Here is a 12,497-nt window from a genome sequence, read left to right as displayed (position 1 = left end):
ATAACAACCTCAAAAACACTAAGAACACACTAGAGTCTGTCTATACTTACACGATAAAGAGTCCAAATTTGCAAAGAAGTAAGGATGGGAATACATCAAATGACCGTAAAAAAAGTATAGATTAACGCCTCAAAACTTGTAGATTAGATAAATCAAATACAACGGTTATCACGCCAAATAAACATTACAAAAAGTCAGGCTTTACCTAAACATCAATAGCACAATTGCTATTGAATAAAGAACGGACCAACGATAGTTTTTAATGGACAGTACAAAATACGAAAAAAAATCGAAAAGACTGTTCATTGCCTGCGGTATTTGCATTGCAGCGAATCTACTGCTGCTTCTGTACACGTTCGTGCTCAACAGCAATATCCAACTTCTTGAAAAACAATGGGTAGAATCCACCTATATCGCCAAAGATCACGCGGATAAATACGATCGGTTTCTAAAAAGTTTTGCCTACGAAGGATTTTTGAAAAATTATGCAAAAGCACTTGTATCACAAAATCTAAGAGCAACTTATATAGCGAAAGAGAGCTTATTAAAGGCTCAGCAAGATTTCCTCAGTCTCAAAGGTGTTTTAAAGCTCAGAGACCAGCTTGAAATGGTCTACGTCATTGAGTCAATTCTGAATAAACACGAGGCGACACTCAACAATCAAATAAATTTGCTCAAACAAGATGTCAAACTCGATAACAGCCAAATCATTCAAATATTATACGAAGAAGAACTGCTTTACTTGTCGCCTGTAGAGCAGCTCGGTGAGGCGGTTCACAGAGAGTTCCACCTAGCCTCTGAATTTCATCAGAAAAATATCGAAGAGCGCAGAGCCAACGTACAAGCTATTTTATTAATTTCACAACCAACATTATTGATCGCAGCTTCGTTAATTTTGGTGTTGTATCGCCGAAGTGACGATGCACTAAAAGAAGCTCAAGCTATTTTTGAGGCCACTCCCGACGCTATTATCATCAGTAACAAAGATGGTAAAATTATTAAATATAATTCTCTGGCCGAAAATTTATTTGGCTATACAAAATCGGAACTCAAAGAACTCACCATTGAAGACTTAGTCGCCAATGATCCCAGTGGCAAAATTACCCACAAAATTCTTCGCGACAGTTACATTGAAAACATAGCAAATCAGGTACTTAAAAGCCAAAGCAACTCTAAAAATATGGTGCAAGTGGATAACAAGAATGACATTTTTGTACTCAACAAGAATAATAAAAAAATACCTGTAAATATTAAGTTAACAACTTACTACTACAAAGACCACATCAAAATCATTAGCTCCATCAGCGATTTATCGGAGTCTAAATCTCTTGAAGCAAAAGTATTTATCGATCCACTCACACAAATTGCTAACCGCAACCTCATCGATAAAAAACTCAAAAGTGAGTTACAAAGGGCCAAACGTTACGACCGTCCTTTTTCTGTCATTTTTATCGATATAGATTACTTCAAAAGAGTGAACGATAGCTTTGGTCACCTGATCGGCGATAGAGTGTTGGTTGAATTCGCCAGTGTACTTAATAATCGAATTCGAAAAGTCGATATGGTTGGGCGTTTTGGTGGCGAAGAATTCATTGTTCTTAGTACCGAAACACCACTGAGTGAAGCGGTTGCTCTGGCAGAGTCGTTAAAATCTGCTATCGAACACCATGAATTTCCGAAAGCGCTTTCGATGACTGCAAGCTTTGGTGTGGCAGCTTATCATCCTGCGTCGGATATCTCAGAAAACGATCTCATTCAACGTGCCGACGACGCACTCTATAAAGCTAAAACTTTGGGAAGAAATCAAGTCGTTTCTCATTGATCATTGCCTGAATAAACCATCTTAGCGGGATAGATATTCTGGGGAAACTCGCAGTTTGTGTGAACCAACATTCAACTCTCGTTTAAAGTTATTGATAAAACTGCTAAAGTAACCTACTAATTATTTATCAAAAGGAGTTCTACACGGCTAGTTCTCCTGCGGCCTAACTCAACCTCAATTGAGTATTAATCACCGTCGTCAGGAATGGAATCTAACATGTGTAGCAATCAAAATCTTACCGGTATTGGAGGCCAACGTGACGACCACAGAAATTAGAATCGATATTATTTCAGACGTTACTTGCCCATGGTGCATTGTTGGCTATAAAAAATTACAACAAGCACTGTCAAACATTCCCAACGCTGACAAAATTAAAATCCAGTGGCAACCATTTGCATTAAACCCTGGGCTTCCAGAAGATGGTGAACTGTTACTGGATAATTTAAAACGCAAATACAATATGTCTGAACAAGATTCATTAAATTTTGCGAATAAACTTAAGGCCATTGGCGCCAAATTTAATTTTGAATTTAATATTGGGTCGGATTTTAAAATGTACGACACCAATAATGCACACGTGTTATTACATTGGGCTCAGCGTTACAACAAACAAACCGAATTGAAACTCAAATTATTTGAGTACAACTTTTCAGACAACAAAAATATTAACGACGAAAACGTGTTATTGGCCGCGTGCGAAGAGGTTGGTCTCAACCTAAATGAAGCGCAAAAAGCACTGCACGACGAAACCATCATCGGTGCCGTGAAAAAAGAAAAGCAACTGTGGGCATCGGCTGGCATTAACTCCGTACCATCGTTTGTGTTTAACAAAAAATATTTGGTCAATGGCGCACAAGAACCTGAACAATTTATTGAGGTTATCAACACGCTATTTGCCGAACAAAATCAGCTTGTTACCGAAGCCGAATAATCTTCAAACTAACGCGCTTTAACCACTAGGTTCGAGCGCGAAGTTTTGCTCCCGTTATAATCACGATTGCAACACCACCTAAAATCATGCTGGATGTGATGTAAAAATGTAGGTCGAGTAATTCACCCGCAAATATCACACCGGCGACCGCAGCCAAAACAGGCACCAATAACTGTAATACAGCAGCTTGCGTGGTGTTTAAATGCCGCAAAGCAGAATACCAAATCGCGTATCCGCAGCCAGAGGTAATTGCGCCAGAAGTAATTGCCAGCAAGGCGCCCTCTAAGGTCATACTTCTACCGGCAAGAAAAAACACACTCAAGGCAATGCAAAGAGGTACCGTTCTAATAAAATGAAGACCGGTTTCGCGAAGCGGATTCACCGAGCCTTTACCGGCCAGCGTATACATGGCCCAGCCTAAACCCGCAATAATCATTAACAACGACGGTTGCCACTGAGGCGAGGTTAGATCCGGCCAAACTAGGGCCACAAATCCAGCTGCGGCCAACAGCAAACCCAACCACTCCAAAATACTCAGACGAGCACCTCGAAATAGGCTAATGGATATCATGGTAATTTGAACGGTAGAAAAGAGTAGCAATGCACCGATACCGGTATCGAGAGAAATGTATGCGAAAGAAAAACAGGCCGCGTAGATAAACAAATACCACAACCCCAGACCTTTCTTTGAAGTATATCCCGCAAGGACTTCTCGCCAAAAGGCTTTATTGCTGGGCTTTTCGGATTGAGTAAACTGAATCAGAACCAGTAAAGTAATAGCCGCAGAGATGAGCCTAACCGAGGTGAAACTTGCTGCATCAATCTGAGCAGTAGGATTTGCCAGTAATGCTAAACGGCACAATACCGAGTTGCCTGCAAAAGCAATTAAAGCAAACACAACGCTTACGATCAGTTTCAAACCTCTACCCTCTCTCTTGTTTTAGTTATTTTGAGATTGTTATCTTACTTCATTAAGTCATAAACAAGCATACAGAAATTTATAAAAATATCAGTATCGAAACAAAAGCCAATAATTTCTACTGACATAATGCCTAGCCACATAGCTGGCAAAATTTTTAGATCCTAAAAAAATAATTTTTAATGCAATAATATTCAATATTAACCCTATGGATTACACCTATAATTTTTGTTTTGATTGTTCTACTTTTATAAAGCATATTTACCACGTTATATCGCAGCAATTACACCTTGATGTATCAATAGAAAAACTCTGATTAATCCATCTACAATTTAGTCCGAGGGCAGAAATTGAAAGTACGACTTTCAATTTCTCCGTAATTTCAATAACTTACGGTTATCGAAATTGACGACCTGTGCATGTGTCGTCAAAAACTCCTACCACTGGGAGTTTTTTATCAAAAAGCAATATTACAATAATTAAAATCTAGGGCATTCTATGAAACCAATTCAAGCTATTGCTATTGTATGCTCCGCACATTTATTACTGTGCGCACATACCGTGAACGCGCAACCCGATAAACTGCCAGCTCTTGGCGTTAAGCTCAATGACGTAACTGTTTCCGGATTATCATCGGGCGCATTTATGGCGTCACAACTGTACATAGTTAATTCACAAATTATGTCGGGAGCAGGCATTATCGCGGGCGGCCCTTACCTATGCGCCCTATCTTGGGATTTCCAATCCCATGTACAAAACGCCACCGGTTCTTGCATGAACCCGCTAACTCACAGCTCAGGCCCAAACACTCCGCATCTATCTAGTTTGACGCGCCAACTTGCAGAAAAAGGCGACATAGATTCAATCACCAATTTAGTGGATGACAAAATCTATCTATTTAATGGCAAGGCCGACCACACCGTTACCACAACCGTTATGGATCAAACTTACCAATATTTTCTTGATCTTGGTATAAACAAAGACGCTATTGAATACGTCACCGACGTTGACGCAGGTCACGCCATAGTTACCACCAGTTTTGGTAATAAGGAATGCGCCGTAACTGAAAAGCCGTTCATCAACGACTGTGACATTTATCAAGCGAAAGACATTCTAAATCATTTATATTCGGGCTTGTCCGAACCGGCAGCAGAAGTTGCTCAAGCAATTGTTGAATTCGATCAGACGGAATTTATCAAAAGCGGTAACACTAGCATGAGTGATTCTGCGTTTGTCTATATTCCCGAAGGCTGTCGCGAAGGAGGCTGTAGGCTGCACGTTGTGTATCACGGCTGTTTACAGGGCTATACCGAAATCGGCGACCAATACTACATGGGCACCGGTTACAATCAGATCGCCGATGCCAATGACATTGTCATGCTGTATCCACAGGTCGAACCGTCATCGAAAGATCCGTTTAACCCCCAAGGCTGCTGGGATTTTTGGGGATATTCTCAACCCAATAAATCTGAACCCGATTTTTACAGTAAACACGCTCCGCAGTTATCGGCCGTAAGGGCGATGATTGATCGTCTCGCGGAGCCCGTAAATTAATTAAAATCCTTTTCTGAATTGGAGCTTATTATGAATGCGCTAACTCAAATGCCAGACCTTTCGATGGACAAAGACCTGAAAGCAGCTCTTGAAAGAGCTAATCAAGTGATGAAAACCTCTATGGAAGAAATGAATTTATTAAAAAATGCATTTAATCCAATGCAAACATTCGTTCAAATCAACGAACAATTTATGCAGTTTTTTTCGAAAACAGATTGGATGGGATTTTTTTCGCAAAAAAACGATCCTGCTAATATCCAAAGCTGCATGACCGATTTTTTAGACGTGCAAAGTACCAGCTTCAAAAAATTAACTGAGTCACAACAAAAGCTTCTTATCGATTCGGTTAAAGACATCAGCGACAGCATGACCGCATTTAAAGCAGGCGCATCGCCCCAACAAAACCTAGCCGCCGTTATTAACAAAAACCTTGATGGATTTGAACAAATTCAAAAAGATGTTAACGCACAAGCGTCGTTAATGGGTTCTATTCAAACCGCTTACGTTGCTTGGTTGCAAAGCACATTGGAAAAAACTTTGCCGAAGAAATAAAGCGCTAATAAGTTAAAGACTCTTAAAGGAACCTCTGATTAACTCATCCATGATTTAATCAGAGGGCAGAAATTGAAAATGTGATTTCCAATTTCTTCACAATTTCAATCACTTACAGTTCTTGAAATTGGCGACACATCCTTGTGTCGCGAGAAACTCTAGGTTAATCAGAGCTTCCTAAAGTTTTTAACCATTCACAGAATACTAAAAAGGCTCTGGTTTTATCAGAGCCTTTTTTTATTACATCTTCCATACCATGGCAGAAAATTTATTTTTGCGGTTCGCACATAAGACGAATACTTTCGGCAGGAATAGAAAGTTTGTCGATAATGTACTTCTGAAAATCATCCGGATAAAACTCATCAGCCAACGCTTTTTTCATGCACAACAGCCAAGCGTTTTTGCCATCCATATCAACTGGCAAATGCTTGTGTGCAACCGGAATTGAAATAGAACCAAAATGCTCTTTATACAACTTTGGGCCACCCATCCAACCCGACAAAAAATAAATTAATTTTTGGCGAGAAAGGCTCAAATCTTCTGGGTGCATATCGCGAACAAATTTGGCCTCTGGGAGCGTCTCCATATAATCATAAAAACGATTGACCAACCGAGTAATTCCCTCTAACCCGCCTGCCGCTTGATAGGTTGCATCGCCATTGCCGTAAGAAATTGATTCAACATGTACCACAGAAGTACTCCCTAAAATTTACACATTACAACAACACGCTTACAGCAGTATCAATTTGTTTGCCAAAAAACATGTTTTCGGTCAAAAGTTATCGATAAAGATGGTTGTTACTGAAGAGAAAAACCAACAAAAGTTATAGGAAACTCTGATTAACCTAGAGTTTCTCGCGACACAAGGATGTGTCGCCAATTTCAAGAAGTGTAAGTGATTGAGATTCCTATAGCTGCTTTTAAAAACTGGTCACTCGAAAAGAAAGATAACTCAAAACGGGTTTGAGTTATCTGAATTGAAGAAGTTTAGTTTGCGAGACGTTCGCGAATTGATTCAACATCTGCTCTGGGTGTTGCGGCAAATAGCGTTTGTGTGTATTCGTGTTGGGGATTGGCAAAGATTTCGTCGCGGCTGCGATGTTCTACAACTTCGCCAAAGTACATAACTAACACTTCATCGGCGATGTATTTTACGACCGATAAATCGTGACTGATAAACACGTAGGTTAGGTTTAGTTCTTCTTGAAGGTCTGCCAATAAATTCAGAATTTGTGCCTGTACCGACAAATCCAACGCTGAGACAGGTTCATCCAACACGAGTAATCTCGGTGTTAACATCAAGGCGCGAGCAATGGCAATACGCTGACGCTGACCGCCCGAAAACATGTGCGGATAACGGTGATAATGCTCTGGCCCTAAACCCACTTTTACCAACATTTCATCGGCTAACTTTTTGCGCTCACCAGCGGTTTTTTTGGTGTTTAACAACAAAGGTTCTTCTAATACCTTGCCGATTTTTTGCCGAGGATTTAGCGAGCCATAGGGATTTTGAAAGACGATTTGGACCTTCTGACGAAGCTCTGGGGTCAATTTAGTTTTAGCAATATTAACGGACTGACCATCGATTTTTAAATCACCCGAAGTCGCGGGATCAATTAAGGTTAAAATGCGAGCCAAAGTGGATTTACCACAACCCGATTCACCAACGATGGCTAGAGTTTTACCTTCGTGCACTTCAAAATTAATACCTTTTAGTGCATTAACGGTTTTTGATTTTCCCCAAAGACCACCTTTAACGTGATAATCGCGAGTAATATTTTCTGCTTTTAATACCGGCTGAGTCATTTTAATCGATCACCTTACGCTTGAACAAAATCAGCTACCGTAGGCAAACGATCGCCAGTAGCATTTTCAGGCAGCGCTGATAACAGCGCCTTGGTATAAGGGTTTTTCGGCGACTCAAATAAATCCAATACCGGTGCCTCTTCCATTAATTTGCCTTTGTATTGAACAATCACGCGATCGGCGGTTTGTGCGACAACACCCATATCGTGGGTAATCATTATCAACGCCATTTTGGTTTGCTGCTGAAGATTCATCAACAATTCTAAGATTTGCCTTTGAATGGTTACATCAAGCGCAGTTGTAGGCTCATCGGCGATCAGCAATTTTGGTGAACACGCAATTGCCATAGCAATCATCACTCGCTGACATTGACCGCCCGACATTTGATGCGGATATGACTTTAAACGCGATTTTGGATCGGGAATGCCAACGTCGTTTAATAACTCTAAGCAGCGATCTCTACGTGCGGCTTTGCCCAAATCTGTGTGGGTTTTTAACGCTTCATTTAACTGAAAACCAACGTTAAAACACGGATTTAAACTGGCGATTGGCTCTTGGAAAATCATCGCGATTTCGCTGCCAATTAATTTACGGCGCTGCTTTGGGTTTAATGTTTTTAGGTCTTGACCATTAAATAATAATTTATCGGCGCTAACTTTTGCGGTTTTGGGAAGTAAGCCCATTAACGCCAACATAGCCACGGATTTACCGGAACCGGATTCACCAACAATGGCAAGCACCTCACCCGGATCAATGGTATAGCTCACGCCATCGAGAGCGCGAAACACACCGGAGGAGGTATCGAATTCAACACGGAGATTTTCTATTTCTAATAAAGGCATCAATCAGCTCCGCTTTAATTTTGGATCAAGGGCGTCGCGAAGTCCGTCGCCAAATAAGTTGATGGCTAAAACGGTAATTAGAATCGCCAAACCGGGAAATGTAACAACCCACCACGCGCGCAAAATAAATTCGCGAGCTTCAGCCAACATGGTGCCCCACTCAGGTGTAGGCGGTTGCGCGCCCATTCCCAAGAAACCAAGCGCCGCAGCATCTAAAATTGCCGAAGAAAATGACAAGGTAGCTTGTACAATTAAAGGAGCCAAACAATTCGGCAAGATGGTGTAAAACATTAACCGTAAATGACCACTACCAGCGACTTTTGCCGCCATCACATAATCACGCCCGGCTTCCGATAATACCGCTGCACGAGTTAAGCGAACAAAATGCGGTTGCAATACCAGCGCAATGGCTATCATGGCGTTAACTAAGCCCGGGCCTAAAACAGCAACCAAAACCAACGCCAACAATAACGATGGGAACGCGAGGATGATATCCATAATGCGCATGATTAAGGTATCAACCCAGCCTTTGCAGTAACCAGCCGTTAAACCTAAAACCACGCCGCCAATTAAAGCAATGGCAACCACGACACAACCAATAAATAAGGAGTAGCGTGCGCCATAAATCAATCGTGAAAGAATGTCTCGACCAACAGCGTCGGTACCTAACAAGAAGTCGCTGTTGCCGCCCTCAATCCAACTGGGTGGTAACAAGAAATAATCACGATATTGAAAATCAGGAGCATGAGGTGCAAATACAGGAGCTAACAACGCCACAAACACCAACAGTAAAAACACAGCCAAACCAATTACTGCGCCTTTGTTTTGAGAAAAATAAAACCAGAATTCCGCAAGCGCGCTTGGCCGGTTTAATTCCAAGGAAGATTCAGTCGCCATTTCCTACTTATCCTCGAATCCGTGGATTAATTAGACCGTACAACACGTCTACGATTAAATTCACAATCATAATAATTGCCGCGATCAACAATAACGCGCCCTGCACCACAAAATAATCTCGACGCGTAATCGAGTCGATTAACCACTTACCGATTCCCGGCCACGAGAAAATGGTCTCCGTCAAAATAGCACCGGCCAACATCACGCCAATTTGCAAACCAATGGTTGTGATAACCGGAATCATGGCATTTCGCAACGCGTGAACACCAATGACACGAAACGGTGATAAACCTTTAGCGCGCGCGGTTCGCACATAGTCTTCACCCATAACTTCAAGCATTGCCGAGCGGGTTTGACGAGCAATAACCGCCAATGGAATCGTCGCTAACACTATGGACGGTAAAATAAGATGTTGAATCGCCGAGGCAAAAGCGCCTTCTTCACCGGATAGCAAACTATCGATCAACATAAATCCGGTAACCGGCTCAAAAAAATACAACAGAGAAATCCGACCAGATACCGGCGTCCATCCGAGGGTGCCGGAGAAGAAAATAATCAGCAGCAACCCCCACCAGAAAATCGGCATGGAGTAACCCACCAAGGCCGTTCCCATGATCGATTGATCGATAAAGGTGCCGCGTTTAGTCGCGGCAATAACACCGAGTGGAATACCAATAACGACTGCAAGAAAAATCGCGCAAAGAGAAAGTTCTACCGTAGCGGGAAATAAGGCAAAGAACTCATCGACAACCGGTTGTTTGGAGGCAAATGACGTCCCCAAATCACCTTGCAGAATATTGCCTAAATAATCGAGATATTGTTTCCAAAGAGGTTGATCAAAGCCCATTTCTGCCATGAGCTGGGCTTTACGCTCGGGATTAATACCACGCTCACCGGCAAGTAATTCAATGGGATCACCGGGCAATAGCCGGATAAACGAAAACGCAACCAAGGTTACGCCTAAAAACGTGGGCACCAGCATAGCGAGGCGCCCCAATAAAAACCGTAGCATCAGTAAACCTTTTTAAGAATCGGCTTTAGCCCTATAAATGTTCAGTCGATTTCGATTTACTGTATGTCTACGCCATCAAAACGGTGACTACCCAGTGGATCCATACGGTAATTTTGCACGCGTGTAGACATCGGCATAAATACCACGGAATGCGCGATAGTGGCCCAAGGCGCTTCACGTTTGAATACCGCCTGGGCTTGTTTATAAAGCTCGGCTCGTTCTGACTTATCAGACAAGGTTTTTGCTTTCTGAATCAATTGATCGAATTCTTCGTTACACCATTGCGCTCGGTTAGAGCCACCAACACCGTCACAACCTAAAAGCACAGCTAAGAAATTATCTGGATCACCATTGTCACCCGTCCAACCCATTAATAAGGCACCATCGCGATCAACCTCTTTAGAACGGCTAAGATATTCACCCCACTCGTAAGAAACGATATTGACCTTTACACCAATTTTCGCAAAATCGGATTGAATAATTTCGGCCATACGACGTGCATTGGGATTGTAAGGACGCTGCACCGGCATCGCCCAGATATTCATGCTCAAGTCTTTTACACCAGCTGCCTCAAGCATGGCCTTGGCTTTTTCTGGGTTGTATTCGTCGGGCTGAGTTTCTTGGCTGTAGGACCACATGGTGGGAGGAATTGGATTTTTCGCGGCAGAACCCGCACCTTGGAATACGGCATCTAAAATAGCTTGTTTGTTAATGGCCATATTAAGTGCAAGGCGCACTTCGGGTTTATCAAAAGGAGCCATTTGTGTGTTGTAGGCCATGTAACCCACGTTTAAGCCTTCTTGCTCCATTAAATTTAATTTGCCGTCTTTACGAATAATGTCTAAATCGGCTGGGTTTGGATAGGACGCTACGTGACATTCACCGGCTTTTAATTTTTGCAGTCGCACCGAGGCATCTGTTGTAATTGCGAAAATTAAATTATCTAAGGGTTGCTTACCAGCCCAATAGCCTTCGTGTGCTTGATAGCGAATAACAGCGTCTTTTTGGTAGATCACAAACTTGAAAGGACCCGTGCCCACGGGCATTTGATTCAGAATTTCTTTTTTGTTTTGCCGTTCTAGTTGATCGGCGTATTCTTTTGAAACAATAGACGCGAAATCCATCGCTAGGTTGGCAAGCATTGGCGCTTGCGGGGTCTTTAATACAAATTTAACGGTGTAATCGTCTACTCTTACAATCTCCGAAATCAGATCGGGCATAGACATGGACTGAAAGTATTCCCAAGAACCACCGGCAGTGTATTGATGCCAGGGATGATCTTTTTGCAGCTGACGCTCGAACGAGAAAATTACATCATCTGCCGTTAGCTCGCGAGTTGGACTAAAAAACCGAGTTTTATGGAATTTAACGCCTTTGCGTAAATGAAAGGTGTACTCCAAGCCATCTTCAGAAATATCCCAAGACTCGGCAAGACCCGGAATAACATCGGTGGTACCGCGATCAAATTCAACCAATCGGTTATAGACGGCACGGCCTGAGGCATCGAATGTGGTACCGGCGGTATAGAGTGCCGGATCGAATCCTTCCGGTGAACCTTCCGAACAGTACACTAAATTCTTAGCCGCTTGACTGCCCATACTTACACCAGCGGCTAACAATCCAGCCACTAAACTTCGATACACCTTTTTCATTATTGAAGAATTCCTTAATTTTGTTCCGAGATTTGGTCAACAAAATGCGTCGTGCTATTTAGAGGTAAGGTAACAAATTTGTTTCCGCAAAAACTACCTGCTTTCTTATATTCCGCACAGCCGAAACCAATATTTGCTGGAAAAAGTTAACCGTTCGAATAGATTTGGTTGACGAAACAAGCTTCTATGGCCTCAAGGGACGCAAAATCTGGCGCCAAAATACGTGCATTTTGCAGCCATTGCACACAGAAACAGCCTGTAGAAAAACCTATCAGTGATTTAATTATCACTTTTTAACCACGAACTCTTGAATTTTTTGATTCAGATAGACAAGATTGCTTCATGAACTCTTAACCAGATAGTCATAAAAGCCAAACAAATATCTGAGGTGGGCCATTTAAGAACCTGAGTTGATCATTAGGATTAGTTGACTGATTGAATAATAAAAATAACCACCGCAGTGTTTAAGAATTAAACTCGATTACTGCGGATAAAAATTACTTATATTTA

Annotated in this window: 11 protein-coding genes; 4 read left to right on the top strand and 7 right to left on the bottom strand. The window is 42.0% G+C overall.

What is annotated here, in order from left to right; translation table 11 throughout:
• Positions 1–262: 262 nt before the first annotated feature.
• The gene (locus tag ACYQ2C_RS04820; protein WP_460100295.1) at positions 263–1,822 is read left to right on the top strand and encodes a diguanylate cyclase; all 1,560 of its coding nucleotides are present in this window, start codon (positions 263–265) and stop codon (positions 1,820–1,822) included.
• 256 nt (positions 1,823–2,078) lie between these two features.
• The gene (locus tag ACYQ2C_RS04815) at positions 2,079–2,753 is read left to right on the top strand and encodes a DsbA family oxidoreductase (RefSeq protein ID WP_460100292.1); all 675 of its coding nucleotides are present in this window, start codon (positions 2,079–2,081) and stop codon (positions 2,751–2,753) included.
• Between the two features lie 25 nt (positions 2,754–2,778).
• Here the strand turns inward: ACYQ2C_RS04815 and ACYQ2C_RS04810 are convergent, their stop codons facing one another.
• A complete protein-coding gene (locus ACYQ2C_RS04810; RefSeq protein WP_460100289.1) occupies positions 2,779–3,672 on the bottom strand; it encodes a DMT family transporter in 894 nt (297 codons plus the stop codon).
• A gap of 498 nt (positions 3,673–4,170) precedes the next feature.
• On the opposite strand from ACYQ2C_RS04810, the gene ACYQ2C_RS04805 reads away from it, so the two are divergent.
• Together ACYQ2C_RS04805 and ACYQ2C_RS04800 are read left to right on the top strand one after the other, a co-directional pair.
• Positions 4,171–5,226 carry an extracellular catalytic domain type 2 short-chain-length polyhydroxyalkanoate depolymerase gene (locus ACYQ2C_RS04805; RefSeq protein WP_460100286.1) on the top strand — a complete coding sequence of 352 codons (1,056 nt, stop codon included), beginning with the start codon at positions 4,171–4,173 and terminating at the stop codon, positions 5,224–5,226.
• 30 nt (positions 5,227–5,256) lie between these two features.
• A complete protein-coding gene (locus ACYQ2C_RS04800; RefSeq protein WP_460050476.1) occupies positions 5,257–5,778 on the top strand; it encodes a hypothetical protein in 522 nt (173 codons plus the stop codon).
• Between the two features lie 268 nt (positions 5,779–6,046).
• On the opposite strand, the gene ACYQ2C_RS04795 is transcribed toward ACYQ2C_RS04800, so the two are convergent.
• The 6 genes from ACYQ2C_RS04795 to ACYQ2C_RS04770 form a co-directional block, all read right to left on the bottom strand.
• Positions 6,047–6,469, bottom strand: a complete 423-nt coding sequence (locus ACYQ2C_RS04795) for a group II truncated hemoglobin (RefSeq protein WP_460100282.1) — start codon at positions 6,467–6,469, stop codon at positions 6,047–6,049.
• A 296-nt stretch (positions 6,470–6,765) separates the two neighbouring features.
• Positions 6,766–7,584, bottom strand: coding sequence for a dipeptide ABC transporter ATP-binding protein (locus ACYQ2C_RS04790; protein ID WP_460100279.1), 819 nt, complete (start codon positions 7,582–7,584; stop codon positions 6,766–6,768).
• A 14-nt stretch (positions 7,585–7,598) separates the two neighbouring features.
• Complete coding sequence (locus ACYQ2C_RS04785) at positions 7,599–8,426, bottom strand: ABC transporter ATP-binding protein (RefSeq protein ID WP_460100275.1); 828 nt, start codon at positions 8,424–8,426, stop codon at positions 7,599–7,601.
• Positions 8,427–8,429: 3 nt separating this feature from the next.
• A complete protein-coding gene (locus ACYQ2C_RS04780; protein ID WP_460100273.1) occupies positions 8,430–9,323 on the bottom strand; it encodes an ABC transporter permease subunit in 894 nt (297 codons plus the stop codon).
• 7 nt (positions 9,324–9,330) lie between these two features.
• Positions 9,331–10,335 (bottom strand): ABC transporter permease subunit, encoded by a 1,005-nt coding sequence (locus ACYQ2C_RS04775; protein ID WP_460050481.1) that lies wholly within the window; start codon positions 10,333–10,335, stop codon positions 9,331–9,333.
• Positions 10,336–10,391: 56 nt separating this feature from the next.
• A complete protein-coding gene (locus tag ACYQ2C_RS04770; protein ID WP_460050483.1) occupies positions 10,392–11,987 on the bottom strand; it encodes an ABC transporter substrate-binding protein in 1,596 nt (531 codons plus the stop codon).
• Positions 11,988–12,497 lie beyond the last annotated feature (510 nt).

The sequence above is a fragment of the Sessilibacter sp. MAH3 genome (genome assembly GCF_054658275.1).
The sequence above is the reverse complement of the archived record's forward strand: the minus strand, read 5'-3'. Positions and strand labels throughout refer to the sequence as shown.

Excerpts from the sequence above, each read along its gene's own strand:
- ACYQ2C_RS04820 (WP_460100295.1), top strand. The coding sequence starts at position 263 with ATGGACAGTACAAAATACGAAAAAAAATCGAAAAGACTGTTCATTGCC.
- ACYQ2C_RS04805 (WP_460100286.1), top strand. The coding sequence starts at position 4,171 with ATGAAACCAATTCAAGCTATTGCTATTGTATGCTCCGCACATTTATTA.
- ACYQ2C_RS04800 (WP_460050476.1), top strand. The coding sequence starts at position 5,257 with ATGAATGCGCTAACTCAAATGCCAGACCTTTCGATGGACAAAGACCTG.
- ACYQ2C_RS04790 (WP_460100279.1), bottom strand. The coding sequence starts at position 7,584 with ATGACTCAGCCGGTATTAAAAGCAGAAAATATTACTCGCGATTATCAC.
- ACYQ2C_RS04785 (WP_460100275.1), bottom strand. The coding sequence starts at position 8,426 with ATGCCTTTATTAGAAATAGAAAATCTCCGTGTTGAATTCGATACCTCC.
- ACYQ2C_RS04780 (WP_460100273.1), bottom strand. The coding sequence starts at position 9,323 with ATGGCGACTGAATCTTCCTTGGAATTAAACCGGCCAAGCGCGCTTGCG.
- ACYQ2C_RS04775 (WP_460050481.1), bottom strand. The coding sequence starts at position 10,335 with ATGCTACGGTTTTTATTGGGGCGCCTCGCTATGCTGGTGCCCACGTTT.
- ACYQ2C_RS04770 (WP_460050483.1), bottom strand. The coding sequence starts at position 11,987 with ATGAAAAAGGTGTATCGAAGTTTAGTGGCTGGATTGTTAGCCGCTGGT.